The following is a 23,770-nucleotide window of genomic DNA, read 5'->3' on the forward strand; positions in this document are numbered from 1 at the left end:
TGATTTTGTTAGCTGGATTCCAGTTTTTTTATTTCACTAAACTAACAATTTTGTAAGGATATCTACCGTAAATGTCATTTGATACGATGGAACGAGTCCTATATACACGATAGAATGATACATATACTAACCGAATCTAGTTTTTAAGGAGAGAAAATAATGGAGACAGTTTTACAAGCAAAAAATGTGAGAAAAATATACGGTAGCAAAGGAAATGTCTACACTGCACTAGAAAATATCAGTATTGATATTAAAGAAGGTGAATTTACTGGAATTATGGGACCATCTGGGGCTGGTAAATCCACGTTACTAAATGTCTTATCTACTATTGATAAACCGACTTCTGGTCAGATTGTGATTTCCGGACAAGAACTCGAAAACATGAATGAACAACAAATGTCCACTTTCCGACGTGACAAACTAGGTTTTATATTCCAAGATTACAACTTACTAGACACATTAACTATCCGTGAAAATATTATCCTTCCCCTCGCACTAGCGAAACGCCCAGTAAAAGAAATGGAAGAAAAATTAGCAATTATCAGTGAAAAATTCGGCATTACAGAAATCCTTGATAAATATCCAAGCGAGATTTCAGGTGGTCAAAAGCAACGTACTGCAGCTTCAAGAGCAATTATTACTGCACCAAGTTTAATTTTTGCCGATGAGCCAACCGGTGCGCTTGATTCTAAATCAGCAACCAACTTACTTGAAAGCTTACGTGACTTAAATGAACAAGATAAATCAACAATCATGATGGTAACACATGATGCGTTTGCAGCAAGTTTTTGCAAACGAATTTTATTTATTAAAGACGGAGAATTATACACAGAAATCTATCGTGGAACTAAAACACGTAAGGAGTTCTTCCAAAAAATTCTAGACGTCCTTGCAAAACTGGGGGGCGACTCAGATGACGTTATTTGATTTAGCTAAGAAAAATATTCGACATAATTTTGTCCATTACTTTTTATATTTTGCATCGATGATTTTCAGCATTATGATTTATTTTACATTCCTTGTTCTTTCGAAAGATCCATCTGTTGTAGCTAGAATTGACCAATCGGCTAAATTATCGACAGCATTTTCAAGCTCCTCAGTCATTCTACTTATTTTTGTAGCGATTTTTATCCTTTATTCCAATAATTTCTTTACCCGAAAAAGAAAAAAAGAAATTGGACTTTACTCTTTACTCGGCCTTCGTAAAAAAGAAATTGGTCGCATGTTGTTTTATGAAAATTTTATTATGGGACTTGGCGCATTAATCATCGGTATTATTGCCGGTACATTACTTTCCAAGCTTTTTGTAACCATTTTACTTAACTTAATTAATCTTGATAGTATTGGTGGTTTTGCCTTTTCTTGGGCAGCAGTAATACAAACGAGTATTGTCTTTATTATCATCACGTTATTTACATCATTTACTGGTTACCGTATTATTTACCGCACCACTTTACTTGATTTGTTCCACTCAGAATCAAAACGCGAAAAAAGTCCAAAACCTTCATTCATCTTAGCCTTACTTTCGATTTTATTAATTGGTTTAGGCTATTTTATCGCTGGACAACCACTTGATTCTAAAGGTTCTATTTGGGCACAACTTGGCTTTTCTATTGGGGCATTAGTTATTTTAGCTTCGGTAATCATTGGTACTGCACTTTTCATTACCTTTTTCTTACCGTATTTACTTACAAAACTTAGAAATAACAAACGTATTTTCTATAAAGGTAGTAACATTATCTCGACCTCGCAATTAGCCTTTAGAATATCATCCAATGCGAAAACCTTGATTATTATTTCTATTTTAAGTGCAACAACCCTTTCTGCTATAGGGACAATAAGCAGTGTGTATTATCAAGCAAATACGTCCGCAAGCACGTCCGCTCCATCTAGCTTTGAATATGAAATACCTAAAGATAGTGAAACAAACAATAAAATAATTAAAACTGCGGAAAGTGACCCTGATCATCCAGTAGAGTTTAAACAAAAAAGCACTTACTATATCGTTAAAGCAGAGGGAGCTCGTCCAGACTTTGTAGAATATGATATAAATGAGGGTTTTCCAGTTATTTCCGAATCTGATTATAATTCTCTCGTAAAAAAACAAGGAACACCTGAAAAAACAGCTAATCTCAAAGAAAACGAAGCACAAATGGTACTAACTATTACTTATGACGAAGATGCTCAAAAAGAAATGATTGGTGAGAAATTCACACTTAATTCGCCGGATAAACCAAATATTAAGATTAAATCTGTCGTTCAAAACTCACCAATAAGTAGTATTCCAGGCTTGCTCGTACTTCCAGACAGCCAAGTAGCTAAGATAGCAGCAGATTCTTCAATTGCTGCTCACGGTGTCGAATCCATTTCAGTTAAAGATGCAAAACAAGCACAAGCATTAGATAAGAAGATGCGTGCTGTTATTCCAAAAGATACGAATTTCGTTTCTTATACGAAGATGTACCAAGAGATTATTACAGTCACTGGTGTTCTTCTCTTTATCGGAATGTTCATCGGTTTTGTGTTCTTAGCAGCAACAGGAAGCATCATCTACTTCAAACAGCTAACAGAAGCGTATAACGATATTGGTACTTTTGATATCTTGAAAAAAATTGGTCTTACACGTAGAGACATTCGTAAAGTCCTTGCTAAACAGTTACTAGTTGTATTCTTAATTCCACTAATCATTGGTATTGCACATAGTAGTTTTGCACTTCTCGGACTTTCACATATGTTAGCACTTGATTTAACTTTGCCAGTTGTTATTTCTACTGGAGTTTATACATTAATGTATATTGTTTACTATTTTGTTACCTTAAATAGCTACACAAATATCGTTTTCGGCAAAAAATAAAAAAAGAAGCCCTCTAATCTTAATTAGAGGGCTTCCATTATTTTTTCGCAATATAACCAAAGATACTAGATAGAAAAGCAGAAGCTCCCATGAGGAACTGCATACCAAACACTTCTCGTTCATTACTACCAAATGTAATAGATAAATTTTCTTTGGCAAAATCAATCCAATTTGTCACAGATAAATAATTTGTCAGTAAAATAAAGGCTGCACCCATTAAAATACCAACTAAAAGATACGAAACTTTACGCCAGGAAAAGATTACCACTAGAAGAAATATAACAGCCATAAAGCATGCAAAGTAACCATCTAATACCGTTGTAAATAAATAACCTTCTTTAATATTATCCGAATGTAATTGTCTAAAAATAGTTACTGCAGCAAAAACCGATGTCACTGCTCCAAGGAGTGAGAAAACACCTGCTGCATAACGCCATTTCGTTTTCCAAGCTTGATCTGCTTGTATTTCTTTTGCTTGAAATTTTGGTCCAATAAGTAATGCGATTAATACTAAAAGTCCCAAAATACATAATAAAGTTCCCGACCATTCAAATGGCTGTGCATACTCTAATTTTGAAAGAATTCGGAGCTGATAATAATACACCGAAAACCCTTGGAATAAAACGAAACAGATAACGCCAATAATACTTGCAAGGCGAAAACTTTCTTTTCTCATAAAAACAAAACCAATAATAAAAAGTCCTACACCAAAAAATAATAGCATCCAATAATTCCATACAAAAACAAAACTATTTTCTTCTGCATTAAAATAACCAATAACCGCACTAATAAAACTGTATAGTTGCGTAATACCAAGAGCGATTAACAAACTACCGCATATTCCTCTCCATTTACTAGGCAATTCGCCCACTTCCTTCCTATTTATGCCTTGCCATGTTACCCTAAGAGTGAGGTGATAAAAATGAACTGGACCATCTGGGACAAAAGCCAACCAGTCCCACTCACTCTTTTGTTAGATGCCGATCCTAGTGAAAAACAAATTGCGACATACTTCAACAAATCTCATGTGTTGCAATTAATGCAAGCTGATACAATCATCGGCGTTGTTTGTTTATTTCCACTAAATAAGAACCAACTCGAAATAATGAATATTGTTGTTTCTTCAGAATACAGAAACCAAGGTATTGGCAAAAAATTACTCGAAAAAGCTTTTGATTATGCAACTCATAAACACTTTTCAAAAATTATCGTTAAAACTGGAAATTCTAGTATTGACCAACTTGCCTTTTACCAAAAAAATGGTTTTCGGATGCAGCATATTATCCCAAATTATTTTACTGAAAATTATCCTAATCAAACAATTATCGAAAACGGCATTGCTTGCTTAGATCAAATCATTCTATTAAAAGAAATAAAATCCTGATGAAGTTTATCATCAGGATTTTTTGTTTGTTGTTTTAATCGTTAAGTGCCATTTCTGAACGAACAACCGCTGAAATACGTTCACAATATTCGTCTGTTTCTTCTTTCGTAGCAGCTTCTACCATCACTCTTACTAATGGTTCTGTACCTGATGGGCGAACAAGAACTCGACCATTACCAGCCATTTCAGCTTCTACTTCACCGATTACTTTACTTACTTTCGGATTATCTGTTACATGGTTTTTATCACTTACACGGATGTTTTCTAGTTTTTGCGGGAATGTTTTCATTTCAGCCGCAAGCTCAGATAATTTTTTCCCAGTTGCTTTCATCACGTTGATTAATTGGATTCCTGAAAGAAGTCCATCACCAGTTGTATTATGATCTAAGAAAATAATATGACCAGATTGTTCTCCGCCAAGATTATAATTACCTTCACGCATAGCTTCTACTACATAACGGTCACCCACTGCAGTTTGTACATCTTCAATCTCAAGCTCTTTCAAACCTTTATAGAAGCCTAGATTACTCATAACTGTTGATACAATTGTGTTGTTATTTAATAAGCCTTGTTCACGTAAATATTTCGCGCAGATAAACATAATTTTATCTCCATCGACAATTTGACCAATTTCGTCTATTGCAATAACACGGTCGCCATCGCCATCAAAAGCTAAACCAACATCTGCTTTTTTATCTAAAACAAAGGCAGCTAATGCTTCTGGATGTGTAGATCCGACGCCATCATTGATATTTAAACCGTTTGGAGACGCTCCCATCGAACTAATATCCGCATCTAAATCTGCAAATAAATGCGTTGCAAGACCTGAAGTTGCACCATTCGCACAATCAAGTGCAATGTGATATCCATTAAAGTCATTTTCGATTGTTTGTTTCAAGTATTGAATATATTTTTGTTTGCCTTCAAAATAATCGCTCACTGTCCCAAGACCTTCTCCACTTGGTCGAGGTAGCGTATCTTCTGCTGTATCAAGAAGCTGTTCAATTTCTTCTTCCTGATCATCTGACAATTTAAAGCCGTCAGAACCAAAGAATTTAATACCGTTATCATCCACTGGATTATGGCTGGCGGAGATCATTACACTAGCAGAAGCGCCTTGTGCTTTTGTTAAATAAGCTACACCTGGTGTGGAGATAACTCCTAGACGCATTACTTCAATCCCTACAGAAACAAGTCCTGCGATTAAAGCGGATTCAAGCATTTCTCCAGATATACGTGTATCACGAGCTACAAGAACACGTGGATGTTCCCCTACGTGACGGGTTAAAACATACCCACCCATTCTACCTAATCTGAATGCAAGTTCTGGTGTTAATTCAGAGTTTGCAACACCTCTAACTCCATCCGTACCAAAATATTTACCCATTTCATTACTCTCCTTCTAAGTCATTCATTATCTAAATGATTTTTGTTTGTCATTTCATCATTACTTTGTCAAATGCTGGTTCTATCTTTGCTAATCTCAACCATACATTTGTTATTATACCTTTTTTAAGAGAAAATTTCATCCCTCTACAATAAAACGTTGGTATTGCTTGCTTTTCCACTATTCTATGTATAAAAAGTTCTTTGCCAAAAAGGAGGAGTATGAGACTAGCGCCCCACACTCCTTATGTTATGTGCTTTTGGAAGGTACTTCAATAGATGCCTCTTTATCCGTAATAATGAAATCAGCTTGTCTAGGATTAATAACATAGGCAACATTATCCGGTAAGCCATTCAATTCTAGTGGAATACTGTAACTTCCTGCTTTGCTTTTACTCAAATTGGCAATCACACTCAAGTCTTTCGCCGCTATTCCGTCTACTGTTTTCTTCTCTCCAGTTATCGTCACAGATACTTTTCCATTGGCAGGAGTTATCATTTGTGCATCGAAAGTATTTTTCAATCCACTCATGTAGACTTGCATATTAGAAAATGACTTAGAAATTTTTGTATCGTTATCTCCTGAATCATCGGTGTTTTTATCCGTTGTATCTGTGTCTTGGTTATTACTATCTGAAGTTGTTTGATTGTTATTTGCTTCAGACTTTTTTACGGTCTTAATCTTCACCTCTATCGTCGTCGGTTGGACTGATTTGGCTCCAGTTGGAACCGGGACAGTCACTTCTTTGACGGTATCTGCTTTGATTTTAGAAACATCAATTGGAATTTCAATTTCTTTGATTTTTTCAAGGACCGCATCGTCACCAACTACAACTACTTCTGACTTATCTGGTGTCATGCTGGAAATTTCAATATCACTTTCTGGCGTGCCTTCTTGCTTAATTTTCACTGGAACTGACTTGCCGACTTTTTCAACTGGCACGGTCACTTCCACTTCTTGCGGATTTACTTCGACATCTAGCTTGTTCAAATTGCTATCAAAAACAGAGACGGTAGCCTTATCGGTAAATTCGGATTTATGTTTGCCATCACTTTCGAGTGTTGCTTTTACATAAGCAATTTGTTCGATAGTATCTTTTGCACCAGTAATAGAGACTTTTTTAGGATCAATGATGGGCGTTCCAGCTTGATAACCATCTGCAACGACAGATTTGCTCAATTCTACGTCAACAGAGAATTTTTTCGTTACTTTTTCTTGTACATTGACGTTGACTGTTGCTGGATTCACTTTTACTTTTAGGCGGTCAGATACATCTTTCACTTGTAGTTTTACTTCTTGGGTCCCAATGGAAGCATTTTTCAAATCTGCATAAACGGTAAAGTCTTGTTGAGCTTTGGCAGACTGAACGATGCTACGAGGGCCTGAAAGCGTGACTGTAACGGTTTCTGGAATACCCGAAATATATAAATTCGTTTTATCATAATATACTTTGACTGGGACATTCTCGATGACTTCTGAATCACTAGAAGAAGTCGTTGAAAAAGTCGTGGCGTTATTATTATTTGCATTAACTGATGTAAAAAGGATGGCTGCGAGTAGTAAGGCTACAATCCGAATCGACCATTTGTTATTTAAAATTCGATCCATCATTCGCTTTTGCCTCCTTTCCATTTAGAAAAGATAGAAGGTTTCTTTGCAGTTACTGTGACTAGTTCTTTAAGAAGAATTTTATGTAACTCTTCTTCTGACACATCACGGAAAAGTTCTCCACCTTTAGTTAGGGAAATTCCGCCAGTCTCTTCAGAAACTACAATCGTAATACTATCTGTCACTTCACTAATCCCAAGTGCAGCCCGGTGACGCGTTCCAAGTTCTTTGGATAAGAACGGGCTATCTGAAAGTGGCAAGTAACTTGCTGCCGATGCAATTTCGTTTCCTTTAATAATAACTGCTCCATCATGAAGCGGTGTATTCGGAATAAAAATATTAATTAATAATTGAGAAGAAATTTTTGCATTTAACGGAATCCCTGTTTCAATATAATCGTCCATGCCTGTATCGCGCGCCACTGAAATCAGCGCCCCAATTCGACGTTTTGCCATATACTGGGTAGACTTTTCGATAGACTCGATTAAATGATGCTGTTCACGCTCTATTCTTGATCCATAACGAGTAAAAATATTGCCTCGTCCAAGCGTTTCTAAAGCACGGCGTAATTCCGGTTGGAAGATAATTATAATTGCAAGGAATCCCCAAGTAAGCATCTGATCCGTAATCCATTCTACTGTTTGGAGACCAAAAAATCCGCTTAATAGTTTGACTGCAATGATAATAAAAATGCCTTTTAATAATTGTACTGCTTTTGTACCTCGGATTAACATGATCACTTTATAAATTACAAACCATACGACAAGAATATCTACAATATTTGCTAGATAATGCAATATCGACATATTGGAAAAATCCATCACTTCACCTCCGTGCCTCTTGAAAACCATTTATGATCACATGGTTCACTTTCTTTATTATAGCATAAGAGTGCAGGTGGAAAAAGCAATCGTCCCGCCAAAAATTGGAAAGATTTGTTAAAGAAATCATTCAGCGCTCTTTAATTTTAATTTATTACAAAACAATACCATAGATTTTTTTAATACCCATATTCGTAATATTACCCCGTACTGTTCCGTTATTTGAAACTTCGATTTTGACTGCACGATCATTCTTAAAAGATGTTAAGTCATCATTAAAATTAGCAGCGTATTCGTACATATCTACATTATTTCCACTAGTATCACCAATATTACTCGAAGCAAAAATAAATGATTTAGATGCCTCGAATAGTTTTGGCGATACGAGTCGAGATGCAGTTGTATACCCCCCACCAGATTCAAGGACAACTTGGATAATATCAAAATTATTTAACGTTTCACGTAATTTAAAATTTGTTGTCATATCCCCTTTAGTACTTTGATCAAAAATAACTTCTGTACGTTTTCTACTTATAATAAGGTTTCTTAAACTTTCAATTTCTGTTTCTATGTTTTCACTATTATTTTCTACAAGATCAAATGCTCTATTCATACGATTCCCTGCTCCTCCCAAAGCATATCCTACTACAATATGCTTTTGGTTATTTTTATAATATACACAAACATTTTCCGGTTCTGCAAAATTGCTTTCTGTGGTTTGCATTGCTTTTGTATTGAACTTAAATGTTGTTTGATACACACGTTTTCCAGTTACTATATCCACGCAAGTTAATTGTTTTGGTTCTTCAACGCCACCAGTACCAGAAGCTGTATATAAATATGGAAAATCTAACGCACACCCTTGGTAAACATATGCATCATTTGCTTCAGTTGCCTTTACTTTATAAAGTACTTCAAGCTTTCCCTCTCTTACAGAGGAAGCACGCACGATTCTAATATTAAACGTTTTAGGATCTCCACCTGAATGAAAAACCAACATATCGTTTTTCAAATCTCCTGAAATTCGGTTATAGCTGCCACTCTCTACTTTTGAAATGAAAATACTGGACTCGGTTCCCTTTAGGATTTTATTACTTTCATAAGGGTAACAAACCACTTCCCATTTATTGTTAATTTTATATGCCGACCAAATATGCATTTTTTTACTTTCTAAATTATAATCAAGTGCAATATTTGTTCCATGCCCACCGTTTAAACACCACATTTGATCAATGTAATTTCCTTTCAAATCTGTCCTCGTAATGTTATATGACTCCCCAGCTCCAGCATCAGTCATTTTTTTTCCGCTGTACTGTTGCGTCCAGTAAATCATATCTCGCTCGTAGTCAACAGAAACAGATTGCATTACTCTAGCATTGTAATCAACATTATGTTTAGGTATAGAAGCTAGAATAGTTGCTTCATTTTCTATTACTTTCAAATTTGCCATTATCCGATCCCCTTTTGATTTATTATCAGCTGATAAACTAAGTATAAGACAAATTAACTTTCAAAAAGTATCGAAAAAGTATCATCAAAAAACTCGCATCAGGCTATCTGATACGAGTTTTTCATTTTTCATTTAGTTACATTTACAGTTGAATGAAGCTCCTGTGGTTCTCCATATAAGTTAATTTCAAAAGCTTTTCCTGCAAGTAGTGTTATTTCCACACTATTTCTTTCTACTTTCACTTCTAACAAACGATCTCGGAAGTTGATTTTGAAACGGTAATTTTCCCAGCCATCAGGTAAGAATGGTGCAAAGCTTAATTCGCCATCAGTTACTCGCATACCAGCAAAGCCTTGAACGATGGATAACCAGCTTCCTGCCATAGAGGTAATGTGCAGTCCATCTTCTGTATCGTTGTTAATGTTATCAAGCTCTAGTCTTGCTGTACGTTTGTATAGTTCTACTGCTTTATCATATTTACCAAGTTCTGAAGCTAACACTGCGTGAACAGCTGGCGATAAGCTAGATTCGTGTACTGTTAATGGCTCATAGAATTCAAAGTTACGTTGTTTTGTATCAAAATCAAAGTCATCATAGAATAAATATAAACCTTGAAGGACATCTGCTTGTTTAATGAAACAAGAACGTAAAATTTTATCCCAAGACCAATTTTGGTTAATCGGCATATCTTCTGGTTTTAATGTATCCGTGGAACGTAACTCTTTATCTAAGAACGTATCGTGTTGCACAAAAATCTGCCATTTCTCGTCAAAAGGATAATACATGCGATGCTCAATATCTTCCCATTTGGCGATTTCGTACTCGGTCACACCTAAACGTTTTTTCGCTTCTGCATCTAAGTTTTCTAGCGTATAACGAATCGTCCAAGCGGCGATATAGTTTGTATACCAGTTATTGCTGACGTTATTATCATATTCATTTGGTCCCGTTACACCGTGAATCATGTATTTATCTAAGCGATCAGATAAATGAACGCGGTCGGCCCAAAAACGAGTGATTTCAGTCAATACTTCGATTCCATCTGTTTTTAAATACGAATCATCGCCAGTGTAATTTGTGTAATTGTAAATCGCATAAGCAATCGCGCCATTGCGGTGAATTTCTTCAAATGTAATTTCCCATTCATTATGACACTCGACTCCGGTAAAAGTAACCATTGGATACAGTGCGCCAGCTAGGCCGATTTTCTGCGCGTTGATTTTCGCTCCATCCAATTGATCGTGGCGATATTTAAGTAAATTGTGACTCACAGATTTATCCGTTAACGATAAATACATTGGTAGTGCAAAAGCTTCTGTATCCCAGTATGTCGCGCCGCCATATTTTTCGCCTGTAAAGCCTTTAGGACCAATGTTTAGTCTTGCGTCCTCACCGTAATAAGTAGCAAATAATTGGAAAATGTTAAATCGGATACCTTGTTGCGCGGAATCGTCGCCTGCAATCTCGACATCCGCTTTATCCCAACGTTCACGCCAACCCGCAACATGCGCGGCTAATAATTCATCATACGTTTTTGCTTCTAAGCTTTGTAAGATTTTTTCTCCTGCTGGAAGAATTTGCCTTTCCTCATAATCACGAGATGTCGTAATGACTACACGTTTTTCTATTTGCGCTACTTCATTTTCTTTTAGGTCGAATTGAAAATGATTTTCGGCGTAAAGTGCCTTTGTTTGATTTGTTTGGTTTGCCGTATTGGTCGTATTTTCCATCACAGCTGAAACGGTGAAACGCGGTGTTCCAAAGTTGTTTGGAATAGTTTTTGTGACAAGTGAACCGCGACTTGCTAATGAAGCTTTTTCGACTTCTTGCCAGAACATTTCTTCATAGTTGGCATCCTCATTTTGCACGTTACCGTCTAAAAAGGACGTTAATTCTACTTTTGCGGGGCTTAATGCTTCCACTTGATAGTGAATAACCGCAAGTTCTTTCGTTGCAACACTTAGGAATCGTTCCGCCGAAATCCGGAATGTCTTATTATTTTTAACTACTGTGAATTGACGTCTCAAAACGCCTTTTTCCATATCTAAAACAAGTTCAAAATCGCTTACTTCATCTACAAATAAATCGAGTTTTTCACCGTCAAGACGTACTTCAATTCCGATAAAATTAAGGCCATTAATGACTTTTCCGAAATAATCCGGGTAGCCATTTTTCCACCAACCAACTCTTGTTTTATCTGGAAACCACACGCCTGCATAATAAGTTCCAATATGGCCGTCGCCGGAGTATCCTTCTTCAAAATTCCCGCGCATCCCCATGTAACCATTACCGAGTGAAGTTAGGCTTTCTTGCAAACGTTTATTTTCTTTATCTAGTTTGGTTGTCCGTAATGTCCATGGTTCGATTTCAAATAATTGCTTCTGTGCCATACTAAAACCTCCTAATTAGCGACTAGCAGCCATACTTTTTTCACTAGTCTTATAAAATCTTGTCTTTAAAAATGTCCATGCTATCATTAACACCATTCCGAGCGACTGAACAGCCATAATAATCGTAATATCAAAGTAGATAAAGCCGATAATACAAGCCGCAATCACTGGAATTCCCAGTGCATTTAGCGTTAAATTTACTGATTCTTTAAAAGAAGCAATGCTTGAAAAACTGCTCCGTTTTGTCATCCAAATGAAAAGCGTCGTAAATACGGTTAACATGAGTGAGCTAACGAAAATGATAGAACCAATCATCAGCACCATCGATAGGAAAACAAATGCTTGGTTTTCCAAATACCACTGCGCCGACACCCAATCAACGAGCGACTCGCCTGACGTTATTTCGCTTAAGGTCGCGTCTTTTGGATAGCTAACTTCAAAAGTATAGCCACTCGAATCCGTAAGCGTCATTTCTTGGTCTTTGAAATTAATTACATTCTTCGCTCCACTAAGTTCTGCTTTCGTTAAATTTACACCGGCCACACCATTAGCCGATTTTTCGACGATATGCGCATTTTTATCAGTTAATTCTCCATTTTCGAGCGTCAGTGCACTAACTTCTGTCGCCAATTGATCCGTGCCAAGCGCCGCCATTTTTGGCATTAAACTTGGTAAATCAAAGCTTGACTGATTAGCAAAGTGCGCCGAAACAGGAAGCAACAGTAACGCATTTAAGAAAATAAATACGATGACCATTTGCCAGAATTTCAGTACTTTCCGACCCTCAAAAATAGCGGTTGGACCGAGTGTACTTTTTACATATTGAATGATAAACGGAACTTTTTTCATTGATATCACAGCCTTTTTAAAAATCAATTATCCTTTTGTTCCACCGGCAGTTAAGCCAGAAACAAAATTCTTTTGTAAGAAGAAGAACAGTAAACAAATTGGTAGCGCGGCTAAAATGGCGCCCGCTGCGAATAAGGCTACTTTTTGTTGTTGTGGGTTGGCGATGAACGTTTGAAGTCCTACCGCAATCGTTAAGTTTTCTGGTGTTCTAAGAAGGAATTTCGCAAGGAGGAAGTCCCCAAACGGTCCCATAAACGCCCATAAAGCTTGAACGGCAATCATCGGTCTAACAAGTGGCAAGATGATTTGAGCGAAAATGCGGAAATGTCCTGCGCCATCAAGTTTGGCGGATTCATCTAGATCACGCGGCACGGTATCGAAATACCCTTTCATCAGCCATGTGTTCATCGGAATCCCACCACCGATGTAAATCAATGTTAAGAACCAATATTGATCAAGTGCGCCAAGTAGCATCGCTAACACGTAGAAAGCTGTTAAGGCCGCCATCGTTGGTACCATTTGAATAATAAGGAAGAAAATCAAGCTGTTTTTACGACCTTTAAAACGGTAACGGCTATACGTATAACCCGCAAGCGTCACAATCGTTACTTGCATAATCATCGTTACAACCGCGATAATCAGTGTATTTTTGTACCAATCAAGATATAATGTTTCATTAAACAATCTCGTGAAGTTATTCAGCGTCCAACTATCCGACCACTCAAGCGTAAATGCCGCGATATTCCCTGGTTTGAAGGCAGAAGATGCTGTTATTAGAATCGGATACAAAATAATAATCGTTAGCACGGTTAAAAACAAATACGTGAAAAACTGTGTTAAGAACTTTGTTGTCCGCTGATCTTTCATAAAGTCTCTCATTTACATCATCTCCTCGTTCCCAAAGGCATTCGTCTTCTTAAAGGCAATCATCGAAACAGTAATAACGATAATAGAGATAAGAAGCGTCACAGCAGCAGCTACAGCGTATTGTGGTGAAGTACCTGTTGTTAATTTATAAATCCATGAAATTAAGATATCGGTTGATCCTGCGCCTGCTCCGACACTTCCGGGACCACCTTCATTGAATAAGTATATTATCGAAAAGTTGTTGAAGTTAAATGTATATTGCGTAATAAATACCGGCGCGGTTACAAATAAAATCATCGGTAATGTAATTTTACGGAAACGTTGAATCGCACTTGCTCCATCAATTCTAGCTGCTTCGTATAGTTCACCAGGAATTGCTTGAAGCACCCCAGTAACCATAACGTAAATATACGGAAAACCAAGCCAACCTTGAATACTAATCAGCGCCACTTTTGTCCAGAAAGGATCTGTTTTCCAAGCAATCGCATTGATATCAACAAATGGCAAATGGTTTAGAAGCGGAATGACTTGCGAGTTGATTGCGCCAATACTGTCGTTAAACATATTGGAAAAACTCATAATTGTAATAAATGCTGGTACCGCCCAAGGAAGTAAGAAAACTACCCCAAAAAGACGTTTCCCTTTAATAAAGCTTTGGTTCGCAACAATCGCCGTGAATACACCAACGACAATTTGTAAAGAAGTGGCACAGATTGTCCAAATGAGTGTCCACGAAAATACGCTTAGGAACGTGTCACGATACGAACTTAGGAAGAAAATATTAAAGAAGTTCTTAAATCCAACCCAGTCAATTAAGTTCGCTGGCGGAATATGGTAAAAATCATAGTTGGTAAATGCCATGAAAAGAGTAACAAGAACTGGGAAAATAATAACAAAAGTCATCACTAAGTATGCAGGTAATGTAAGTAAGTACGGGAAACCTTTGTCGAGCATATTTTTTATAATAGCAATCGCAGAACGGTTAACAGTTTCACCTAGGTTCCACTGCATAGCCACGCGTCTTGCATCGAAAATATTTATAAACCAAAAGCCTATAAATAGTAATGTCACAATTAATTGTAAAGTACCTTCAATCATTAAAAATAAGGAATGGTCTACACCCGGTACAGATCCAAGTGTTACAAGGCCAATCAGTGCATTCAGCCCAACTGCAAAAAATTCTATGATAAACAAAGCAAATAGTGCGAAAAAGACAATCCCTTTAAAATTTTGCTTATTATAAAATTGACCAAGTCCCGGAATGATTGATAACAAAGTCGCTTGACGAACATTTTTAATTTGTTTTTGTTCTAGTTTCATTTTGTTACCCTCAATTCTAGATATAGATTCACTAGCTAAGTTGAAAAAAATGGCGGAGCGCGCTATCTTTGCCCCGCCAAATCATTATTATTTAGTATATTTTTGCGTTACGTTATCTTCAATTACTTTTACTGCATCATCTGCTGATTGTTGCGGTGTTTTCGAACCAGAAGCTGCATCAAACATTAAGTTTTCAGCACCTGTCCAAACTTCCGACATTTCTGGAATATTTGGCATTGGTTGCGCATTTTTGTATTGTTCGATAACAGCATTAGTTAATTCATCATTTTTTGATTTCGCTGTATCGCGTGCTTTTAAGTTAGCTGGTACTTCATTTGTCATATCATATAAAGTTTCTTGATTTTTTTGGTTAGTTACATAATCCAACCATTTTTGAGCTACATCTTTGTTTTTAGAATAGTTACTTACAACCCAACCTTTACCGCCTGCAAATGGAGAGTATTCTTTGCCATTGTTTAGTGTCGGGATTTTTGCTACGCCGTAATTAATTTTTGCTTCTTTGTAGTTTGCTGCTGACCATGGACCGCCTAGAATTGCTGCTGCTTTACCTTTAACAAATTGATCTTGGATAAAGTCATCTGCACTCTTATTGTCTTGCATACCTTTTGGCCATACATCTTGGAACCATTTTGTTGCATAAGTAATTCCTTCAACCGAACCTTTATTGTTTAAACCGATGTCTTTTGGATTCGTACCTTCATCGCCGAATACATAACCACCGTATCCTGCAAGTAGTCCGTAAGAGAAGTAGAAATCAGTCCATTTTGCTAAGAAACCAGTATTTTTTCCTTTTTCAGAAGTGAAGGCAAAACGAGAATCTTTAGAAAGTGTTTCTAAATCTTTGAAAGTTGCTGGAGCTTTGTCGAGTAAATCTTTATTATAGTAAAGTACTAGAGTTTCAATAATTGCTGGAGCGCCATAAATTTTATCGTCAATGGTTACTTGTTTTTGGTCTTTTTCATCGTAATCGTCTTTATTTCCAAGTTTTACTTCCGCTAAATGTCCTTGTTGGCCTAAGCTTCCAATTCTATCAAATGCGGACATCATTACGTCTGGAGCAGTTCCAGCCGGGCCATCAAGTGGCAATGCTTCTAATGTTTCGAACATGTCTTTTTCGACTACTTTTACTTTCACGTCATTATCTTTTTCAAAATCACCTTTTATTTTGTTCACGTAGTCTTTGTAGCCTGCGTCAACGGAAACCGTTAATGTTTTTTCATCAGATGAGCCAGATTTACTAGTGTCTTTTCCACCACCACATGCTGCTAAGCTTAAAGCCATTACTAAAACCGCCGAAACTATTCCCACTTTTTTGAAACGCTTCATTTACTTTTCCTCCTCTTTATGAAAAAAGTCGCCCTTTACTGTCTGATTTCTAAGTCCCCATCTTTTTTCAATTCTTTTTAAAGTTTGTGAATTAGGTTAACCTATGCATTTATTATATGCTGATTTCGAAAGCGTTTACAAGGAGATTTCACATGTTACCGATAACAACATTTTTTCGGTAAACATGTGAAAAATTCCTTTACGCCATTGATTTAACTGTTTTCTTTAATAACAAGAAATCCTTTTGCTGGGACAACAAGATTTTCTGTTACAGCTCGGTTGTTCCAAATATCTGTCGCTGTATTTTCAAATGAAATTGTGAAATCTTTATCTTCTTTTGCTTGATTGAAAAGAAAATGCAGTTTTTCACCATTTAATTCTTTAGAAAATGCTGTAATGCCCGTTTCGCTACTTGCACCTAGCCAAGTTAATTCGCCGGATGTGATAATTGCTTGGTTATCTTTTCTTAGGGCAATTAATTGTTTCGTAAACGCTAGCATATCTTGGTTTTGCTTCGTTTCATCCCATTCCATACACTTACGGCAACCTGGGTCATTTCCTCCGTCCATGCCGATTTCAGTTCCGTAATAAATACACGGCGAACCAGTGTGCGCGAACATGAAGGCAAGCGCTTGTTTCACTTTATCCTCATCATTATTAGCACGAGTTAAAATACGCGCCGTATCATGGCTATCAAGCATATTAAACATTACTTCATTCACTTGATTTGGGTAGCGCATATATTGTTCATTAATACCAGAAACCATTTGCTCCGGTGTGATTTTTTCTTCAATAAAGTTCTCAATAATCGTTTGTGTAAATGGATAGTTCATTACGGCGTGGAATTCATCTCCAAGTAACCAAATCCACGAATCATGCCAAATTTCACCAAGAATATAAATATCTTCTTTTTCCGCTTGGACAGCCTTTTTAAATTCTTTCCAGAAAGCATGATCTACTTCATTAGCAACATCTAAGCGCCAACCATCAATGTCAAATTCGCGAATCCAGTAAGTTGCAATATCCAGTAGATACTTCTGAACTTCTGGGTTAGCCGTATTTAATTTTGGCATATGCGTCGTGAAAGCAAATGTATCGTAAGAAAGTGTTGGTTCTCCTTCAATATTGCCATTTTCATTTTGACGAACAGGGAAACTATGGATGTGGAACCAATCACGATATGCAGATTTTTCTTCATTTAAGACAACATCTTGCCACTCTGCTGAAGTATCGCCAATGTGATTGAACACCGCATCTAACATAATGCGAATCCCACGTTTATGCGCTTCCTGAACTAATTTTCTAAACGTTTCTTTATCTCCAAAATGTGGATCAATTTTTTTATAATCAACCGTATCGTATTTATGATTGGTTGGTGCTTCAAACACAGGTGTCAAATAAACCCCATTAATACCAAGCTCTGCTAAATAATCTAAATGCTCGATAATTCCTTCTATATCCCCGCCGAAAAAGTCTGTTGTGTTCGGATCTTTACTTCCCCACGGCAAGGCATTTTCCGGAGAAATAGCCGGATTCCCATTTGCAAAACGTTCTGGGAAAATCTGGTACCAAATAGTATTCCCAACCCATTCAGGCGCCTCAAAAGTATCCACCGCATGGATAAATGGAAATTTAAAGTAATAATCCATCGTAGCTAAATTAGCCTCAGTTGGCTCAAAGAAACCACGTCCGCCGTAAAATGTTGTTTCTCCTTCTGTATCTGTTAGTAAAAAGCCATATTGAAGACGTCTATGTTCTGGTGTAATTGCAAAAAACCAATAATCGTGCTCTTCTGTTTCTGCGATTTTGCGCATTGTATAAGATTCACTTTGCCATTTTCCATCTTTCCATAAGTAAGGGTCGGCAGCAATTAGAGTAACCTCGCTAATATCCAAGCGTTTCGTTCTAATCCGAATATGTAGTGTTTTAGCGTCATAACTATAAGCATAGCTACTCGCTGGTTGATGATAAATCCCTGCTTTTTCCATTTTTTCTCCTCCTATATCACCTATCGTTCTATTTCAAATTAGCATTTCCATTAAAGCGTTTGCAACCTTTTCTCGCTCGTTAACGGTAACAAGATTTTCTAGCTATTTCATATTCTTTCAACATACTATAGAAGAAAGCCAATTCTCCCTCCTCCTTTAAAGTGACAAATTAGTAACTTTACTGATTTAAAGTAAAGAGCTATAATAACTCATGGACTAATGAAATCTATCGAAAAAAGGTCTAAAAGGAGGATAAAATGGAAAATACTTTAAGCTTTAAAAAACAAGGGTATTGGTTATTTTCCAGCGCAATCATTATTGGTGTTCTTTTTCTTCTTTTGCCACACATCATTTCCAATATTGGAGTGTTAGAATTTATAGGTGCTTTTTTTAACGCCCTATGCATGGGGGTTATTGCTTTTATCATACTAAAAGCAGAATTCCTCGATTGGTTTAAACATTTTAGTTTCAAATGGATCCTCATCGGTGCTCCAGCATTAATTATTATCAGCTCTATTTTCAACATTGCTTGGGCTTACTTCGCGGGCAGTACTACTGAAAATGGTATCAACAGTGTACTTACATGGTCTTACGTTTTCACAAGTATCCCGTTCATGCTTCTTGGCGAAGAACTACTATCCATTAGCTTACTCTATGCCGCTTGGAAAAAATGGAACTGGAAATTCTGGCAAGCTTCCTTGCTCTGCTCGTTACTATTTGCGACGTGGCATCTGACTTCCTATGATTTTAACTTCTTACAATGTATCATTACTTTAGCACCTGCTAGACTCATTTTGAACTACTTATTTAAGAAAACAAACTCGATTTGGGTTACTTTCATCGTTCACTTCATTTTTGATTTCATCGCATTTTTACCCATTTTACTCAAATAAAAAAACGCTAGGAATAAAGATTCCTAGCGTTTTTATTACTCTTCTTTTCCAGTTGTAGAGGCTCTTATCAGTAATTCAGGAGTAAATAATAGGTTTCCTTGAGGTTTTCCGTGATCATTAATTTTCGCAAGTAACATCTTCGCGAGTTCTTCCCCCATTTCAACGACGGGAGATTGAACAGTTGTAATTTTTGGCGATGAAATTCTATCTAAAAAAACACCATCAAACCCTGTTACAGCAATATTTTCACCAAAACGGCGACCAAAAGCAGCGGCAGCACGAACAACCCCAATGGCAATTCGATCTGATGCGCAAACAATCGCAATTTTTTCTGAGTTATAGCGTAGTAATTCAAATGCTTTTTCTTCCGCGACACTGGAACTATTCGCAATAAAATAACTTTCCGGTTCCAAACCATGTTCTTTCACTATTTCTTCATAGCCTTCTAGGCGCGATTTCATAAACTGTTCATCTAATAAATCAATTCCCAAAAAGACGATTCGCGAAAAACCGATCTCTACCATATGCTCTGTTGCGAGCGCAGTCCCTTTTTTATTATCTACATCAATAGAATCATAGCCACGTTTATTTTCACCATAAAAAATAACTGGTTTATCAATATCTAAAAGTCCTAAATCATAATCTTTGTCGCGTATTCCCGTGACAATAAGCCCGTCATAAGCTCCGATATTCCTGGATCTTTGCGTAACGAGTTGAAGCGAATAGTAGTATTTATCTAACTCCCGACTAATTCCTGTTAATAAATTCATATAATATGGTTCAACTGTATCAATTTCTTCTAAAATCAAAAATTTAATAACTTGCGTCCTATTTTGAACAAGCGCCCTTGCAGCATAATTTGGTACATACTCTAAGGCTTCCATTGCACTATAAACAAGCATTTTCAGTTCATCTGAGACTTGATCTGGATGATTAATAACCCGTGAAACTGTCATTTTGGAGACATTTGCCCGTTTCGCAACATCTGCTAAAGTCGCCATCTCCAACCTCCTCCATTCATAATCTTCCTTATTGTACCATCTTTTACACAAAAAAAAATAAGAATTAACCCACAAAAAAAGCATTCTCATTAAAAGTCTGAAAATGCTTGGTTTATTATGAATATGTAATGAGTCATTTTATAGTGTTTGCCACTTTTTTTGAGAGACTCTGCGTTCCTTCGTTTGTTGATAAGTTTTAATAATCAATCTAATTAATTGATGAGCTCCGCCAATAATAATTCCAATAGCGATAGCAACGAGCGTAGTTGTCAGAAAACTAATAAATGGAAAACTAGATGCATTCATTGCAGCAATTCCTAATATAAAAATGATAATAGTAGGTAGTACATAATACCTAATGTCCTGTTCCTGCATACAAAGCGCTCCTTTACCCAAAATAATAACTCCCATCAACTACTGAAATTATAACGCGAAAACTGGCTTTTTTCAAGGCTTGGATGGATTTCCATGCTCCTCTTTAAAAACGTTAAATGGCTCTATATAGCGCTTTATATAGATACGCAAAATCCACTCATTATGAATTCATCAAAAAGAAAAATTTGTTACCACTTTGTAACATTACTTAAGTCCATTTACTTATATACTGTAACACTTATATTTATTCAATTTTATAGATAAGTATTAATTCTTATTTCCATTTTTTCAAGTTTTATTGCCTGTTTTTTTATAACATATACAAAAAAAGTGTGCTCTTTTTTCTAACCAAACATTATTTTTCAAATTGTATAAAAAACTTGATTCGAGCAGTTTTTTTAATTATCTAGGAAAACTCGGCATTTAAAATGCCTTTTTCATCTAAAGGAAATTTAGTTTTCCGATGAATATTCTTCTTTAAAATCAAAATTTCCACTTTTTACAAATAAATAAACAACCGTTATGCTTACATTGTTCCATTACAAAAACGGAAGAGTTCCCCCTCTTCCCCCGAAGGTCTCTTCCGTTTTTTTCTCTTGTTATTCTTTTAAATGATAAGGATATGTGGAAACCACTACATCCCTTTTCATTAGAAGTCTTGTGCGAATCAATAGGCTTGTTTGATTATGAAGGACATTTTGCCAACCTTTTCTAGGAATAAATTGTGGTATTAATACTGTTAGTGAGTAATTGTCTTGATCTGCTTTTTGTTTAGCTGTATCAATAAACTTCATTAATGGATCTGAAATAGATCGATACGGAGAAAACAGATTAGCCATACGCACTTCAGGATGCACCCTATTCCATCTCTCAACAAATTCTTTTTCCTGTTTTTTATCAATAGAGATATGAACAGCAATGACTGTATCACCAATAGATTTAGCATATTGTAATGCACCCTCTACAACTTTAGTGGTATCAGACACACAAATAATGACGGCATTCCCTTTAAAGTCCGGCAAGTCCATTGTTTCGTCAATTCTAAGTTGCGGTCCGACTTTCCTATAATGATGTCTCGTACGATGGAAAACATAAATCATAATTGGCATAAAGACAAATACTGGCCAAACAGATTCAATTCGAGTTAAGAATAACACTAATAATACTGTAAATGAAATTGATGCTCCAAGTAAATTAGCCGATAATGATTTTTTCCAACCTTTAGGACGCTGTTTCCACCATTTTACTATCATCCCTGTTTGAGACAACGTAAATGGTATGAACACTCCGACAGAGTATAATGGAATGAGTAATTCCGTTTTCCCTTTAAACAAAATAATGAGTAGGATAGAACCCACAGCTAAAGTGATAATCCCATTAGAGTAGCCCAGTCTATCTCCTCTTGCTAAATACATTCTTGGCATAAATTTATCTTTCGCCAAGTTAAATGCTAACATCGGAAATGCAGAAAATCCGGTATTAGCTGCTAAAACTAAAATAAGTGCCGTAGTGGCTTGAATAAAATAAAACATGAAGTTTCTGCCAAATACATTTTCAGCAATTTGAGAAAGCACCGTTACCTTTAGCTCAGGAACAGTTCCATAAACAAAAGCAAGTACTGTTATTCCGACAAAGAAGAAACCAAGTAAGCCTGCCATTAATGTTAATGTTTTTGCGGCATTTTTTGGTCGTGGTTCTTTAAATAAAGGAACAGCATTTGAGATAGCTTCAATACCCGTTAAAGAAGCTGACCCAGATGCAAATGCTCTTAGTAAAAGAAAAATGGTTACACCCTGTACGTGAGTCCCTACTGCAGCTGTTTCATGACTTGCATCCATACCAGTTAATACTTTAAATAAACCTGTAAATATAAGAGCTATAATAGAAAAAACAAACAAATATACTGGTATTGCAAGTAAACTAGCTGATTCAGTAATACCTCTCAGATTGATAATCGTTACTCCAACGACAAGAAGTACAGCTATAGGCACTGCAAACGGATATAATGATGGGACAGCAGAAACGATTGCATCTGTTCCAGAAGAAACACTTACAGCAACTGTAAGCATATAATCTACTAGTAAAGATCCACCTGCGATTAAACCGGCATTATTCCCCAAATTCTCTCTTGAAACGATATAAGCTCCTCCACCATGCGGATAAGAGTATATAATTTGTTTGTAAGACAGATTAAGAGCAAACAAAAGAACAAGTACACAAAGCGCAATTGGTAATGAATACCACATAGCGGCAGCACTAACAGTTACAAGTACCAATAAGATCTGTTCTGTACCATACGCAATAGAAGAAAGTGCATCTGATGACAGAACTGCTAAAGCTTTTAATTTCCCCAGTTTTTGGTCTCCAGCTTCTGATGTTTTCAGAGGGCGGCCGATTAATAGTCTTTTTAGCGGCGAAGCCATTGTATTCCCTACCTTTTTTATTTGATTTTTAGCTAACTTCAAGTTGACCAGACACATTATAGCACAGCTGATTTTAGATTGTAATACTAATTTGTATTATTTTAGCTGACTAATTATCTTTCAAGTGAATAATTGTTCATAATGCTTGTTTTTACGTCTTTAAAAAGTAGAAATTTATTTCACACGCCTTTCAATATACATACCCATTAATAAGATAAATAACCCGTTTTCCAAAGTTATATTTTCAGAAAAAAAAGAATTTAATTTGGGTATTTACAAATGACATCCTTTTTTTATATAATAGTTTCTAGCGGTAAAAAACTTTATCATATGGCCCGTTGGTCAAGCGGTTAAGACACCGCCCTTTCACGGCGGTAACACGGGTTCGAATCCCGTACGGGTCACTTTTTAATCAAAAATAACAACTTCAAAAATATTTTTCACTTTTTTTAAAAAAAAGCTGGTAAAATTGATTAAAATGTTATATCATGTATTAGTATCTGTTTTGAAGAATTAATTATGCAAGAGATTTCGATTTGCCAGCAGTGAGAGCGATTCTTCGCCGACTTAGCTCAATCTGGTAGAGCAACTGAATCGTAATCAGTAGGTTGCGGGTTCAATTCCTGCAGTCGGCATTTTATAGCGGAGGGGTAGCGAAGTGGCTAAACGCGGCGGACTGTAAATCCGCTCCTTCGGGTTCGGTGGTTCGAATCCACTCCCCTCCACCATTTTCTATTATTGGGCTATAGCCAAGCGGTAAGGCAACGGATTTTGATTCCGTCATGCGCTGGTTCGAATCCAGCTAGCCCAGTC

General features: G+C 36.5%; 18 protein-coding genes and 4 tRNA genes. 8 read left to right on the forward strand and 14 right to left on the reverse strand.

What is annotated here, in order from left to right:
* Positions 1 to 159 precede the first annotated feature (159 nt).
* Together LMOATCC19117_RS10820 and LMOATCC19117_RS10825 are read left to right on the forward strand one after the other, a co-directional pair.
* Entirely contained in the window at positions 160 to 927 is a 768-nt protein-coding gene (locus LMOATCC19117_RS10820) for an ABC transporter ATP-binding protein (RefSeq protein ID WP_003724539.1), read from the forward strand.
* Positions 914 to 2,854 carry an ABC transporter permease gene (locus LMOATCC19117_RS10825; RefSeq protein WP_003734393.1) on the forward strand — a complete coding sequence of 647 codons (1,941 nt, stop codon included), beginning with the start codon at positions 914 to 916 and terminating at the stop codon, positions 2,852 to 2,854. The genes LMOATCC19117_RS10820 and LMOATCC19117_RS10825 overlap by 14 nt, the downstream gene beginning before the upstream one ends.
* A 37-nt stretch (positions 2,855 to 2,891) precedes the next feature.
* On the opposite strand, the gene LMOATCC19117_RS10830 is transcribed toward LMOATCC19117_RS10825, so the two are convergent.
* Positions 2,892 to 3,716 carry a hypothetical protein gene (locus LMOATCC19117_RS10830; RefSeq protein ID WP_003728349.1) on the reverse strand — a complete coding sequence of 275 codons (825 nt, stop codon included), beginning with the start codon at positions 3,714 to 3,716 and terminating at the stop codon, positions 2,892 to 2,894.
* A gap of 60 nt (positions 3,717 to 3,776) precedes the next feature.
* Between LMOATCC19117_RS10830 and LMOATCC19117_RS10835 the strand changes: the two genes are divergently transcribed.
* Positions 3,777 to 4,238, forward strand: coding sequence for a GNAT family N-acetyltransferase (locus LMOATCC19117_RS10835; protein WP_003724616.1), 462 nt, complete (start codon positions 3,777 to 3,779; stop codon positions 4,236 to 4,238).
* A gap of 34 nt (positions 4,239 to 4,272) precedes the next feature.
* Here LMOATCC19117_RS10835 and glmM read toward each other — a convergent pair whose 3' ends face one another.
* From glmM to LMOATCC19117_RS10890, 10 genes are all read right to left on the reverse strand, one after another.
* Positions 4,273 to 5,625 (reverse strand): phosphoglucosamine mutase, encoded by a 1,353-nt coding sequence (glmM, locus tag LMOATCC19117_RS10840; RefSeq protein ID WP_003728348.1) that lies wholly within the window; start codon positions 5,623 to 5,625, stop codon positions 4,273 to 4,275.
* Positions 5,626 to 5,874: 249 nt separating this feature from the next.
* A complete protein-coding gene (locus LMOATCC19117_RS10850; RefSeq protein WP_003728347.1) occupies positions 5,875 to 7,233 on the reverse strand; it encodes a YbbR-like domain-containing protein in 1,359 nt (452 codons plus the stop codon).
* Entirely contained in the window at positions 7,233 to 8,054 is an 822-nt protein-coding gene (gene dacA / locus LMOATCC19117_RS10855) for a diadenylate cyclase (protein WP_003722380.1), read from the reverse strand. The genes LMOATCC19117_RS10850 and dacA overlap by 1 nt, the downstream gene beginning before the upstream one ends.
* Positions 8,055 to 8,208: 154 nt before the next feature.
* Positions 8,209 to 9,504: a hypothetical protein gene (locus LMOATCC19117_RS10860; protein WP_003724544.1), complete on the reverse strand. Its 1,296-nt coding sequence runs from the start codon at positions 9,502 to 9,504 to the stop codon at positions 8,209 to 8,211.
* 128 nt (positions 9,505 to 9,632) lie between these two features.
* Positions 9,633 to 11,894: a glycoside hydrolase family 65 protein gene (locus tag LMOATCC19117_RS10865; RefSeq protein ID WP_014929100.1), complete on the reverse strand. Its 2,262-nt coding sequence runs from the start codon at positions 11,892 to 11,894 to the stop codon at positions 9,633 to 9,635.
* Between the two features lie 15 nt (positions 11,895 to 11,909).
* Positions 11,910 to 12,743: a DUF1189 domain-containing protein gene (locus LMOATCC19117_RS10870; RefSeq protein ID WP_003742717.1), complete on the reverse strand. Its 834-nt coding sequence runs from the start codon at positions 12,741 to 12,743 to the stop codon at positions 11,910 to 11,912.
* 27 nt (positions 12,744 to 12,770) lie between these two features.
* Positions 12,771 to 13,622, reverse strand: a complete 852-nt coding sequence (locus LMOATCC19117_RS10875; RefSeq protein WP_003722383.1) for a sugar ABC transporter permease — start codon at positions 13,620 to 13,622, stop codon at positions 12,771 to 12,773.
* A complete protein-coding gene (locus LMOATCC19117_RS10880) occupies positions 13,623 to 14,930 on the reverse strand; it encodes a sugar ABC transporter permease (protein WP_003724547.1) in 1,308 nt (435 codons plus the stop codon). It abuts the gene before it with no gap.
* An 87-nt stretch (positions 14,931 to 15,017) separates the two neighbouring features.
* On the reverse strand, positions 15,018 to 16,277 hold the full coding sequence (locus tag LMOATCC19117_RS10885; protein ID WP_003724548.1) for an extracellular solute-binding protein: 1,260 nt from the start codon (positions 16,275 to 16,277) through the stop codon (positions 15,018 to 15,020).
* 212 nt (positions 16,278 to 16,489) lie between these two features.
* Positions 16,490 to 18,265 carry a glycoside hydrolase family 13 protein gene (locus LMOATCC19117_RS10890; RefSeq protein WP_003734390.1) on the reverse strand — a complete coding sequence of 592 codons (1,776 nt, stop codon included), beginning with the start codon at positions 18,263 to 18,265 and terminating at the stop codon, positions 16,490 to 16,492.
* A 257-nt stretch (positions 18,266 to 18,522) separates the two neighbouring features.
* Here LMOATCC19117_RS10890 and LMOATCC19117_RS10895 point away from each other — a divergent pair, with 257 nt between their 5' ends.
* A complete protein-coding gene (locus tag LMOATCC19117_RS10895; RefSeq protein WP_003724550.1) occupies positions 18,523 to 19,158 on the forward strand; it encodes a CPBP family intramembrane glutamic endopeptidase in 636 nt (211 codons plus the stop codon).
* A 35-nt stretch (positions 19,159 to 19,193) separates the two neighbouring features.
* Here LMOATCC19117_RS10895 and LMOATCC19117_RS10900 read toward each other — a convergent pair whose 3' ends face one another.
* The 3 genes from LMOATCC19117_RS10900 to LMOATCC19117_RS10910 form a co-directional block, all read right to left on the reverse strand.
* Positions 19,194 to 20,159, reverse strand: coding sequence for a LacI family DNA-binding transcriptional regulator (locus tag LMOATCC19117_RS10900; protein ID WP_003724551.1), 966 nt, complete (start codon positions 20,157 to 20,159; stop codon positions 19,194 to 19,196).
* A gap of 138 nt (positions 20,160 to 20,297) precedes the next feature.
* Positions 20,298 to 20,534 carry a hypothetical protein gene (locus LMOATCC19117_RS10905; protein ID WP_003724552.1) on the reverse strand — a complete coding sequence of 79 codons (237 nt, stop codon included), beginning with the start codon at positions 20,532 to 20,534 and terminating at the stop codon, positions 20,298 to 20,300.
* Between the two features lie 599 nt (positions 20,535 to 21,133).
* Positions 21,134 to 22,957 (reverse strand): APC family permease, encoded by a 1,824-nt coding sequence (locus tag LMOATCC19117_RS10910; protein ID WP_003724553.1) that lies wholly within the window; start codon positions 22,955 to 22,957, stop codon positions 21,134 to 21,136.
* A gap of 332 nt (positions 22,958 to 23,289) precedes the next feature.
* On the opposite strand from LMOATCC19117_RS10910, the gene LMOATCC19117_RS10915 reads away from it, so the two are divergent.
* From LMOATCC19117_RS10915 to LMOATCC19117_RS10930, 4 genes are all read left to right on the forward strand, one after another.
* Positions 23,290 to 23,361: transfer RNA gene (locus tag LMOATCC19117_RS10915), tRNA-Glu, on the forward strand.
* A 157-nt stretch (positions 23,362 to 23,518) separates the two neighbouring features.
* Positions 23,519 to 23,592 (forward strand) — tRNA-Thr (locus tag LMOATCC19117_RS10920).
* Between the two features lie 9 nt (positions 23,593 to 23,601).
* Positions 23,602 to 23,685 (forward strand) — tRNA-Tyr (locus tag LMOATCC19117_RS10925).
* A gap of 11 nt (positions 23,686 to 23,696) precedes the next feature.
* Positions 23,697 to 23,768 (forward strand) — tRNA-Gln (locus LMOATCC19117_RS10930).
* Positions 23,769 to 23,770 lie beyond the last annotated feature (2 nt).

Origin of the sequence: Listeria monocytogenes ATCC 19117, assembly GCF_000307025.1 — a bacterium.
GTDB classification, from domain to species: domain Bacteria; phylum Bacillota; class Bacilli; order Lactobacillales; family Listeriaceae; genus Listeria; species Listeria monocytogenes_B.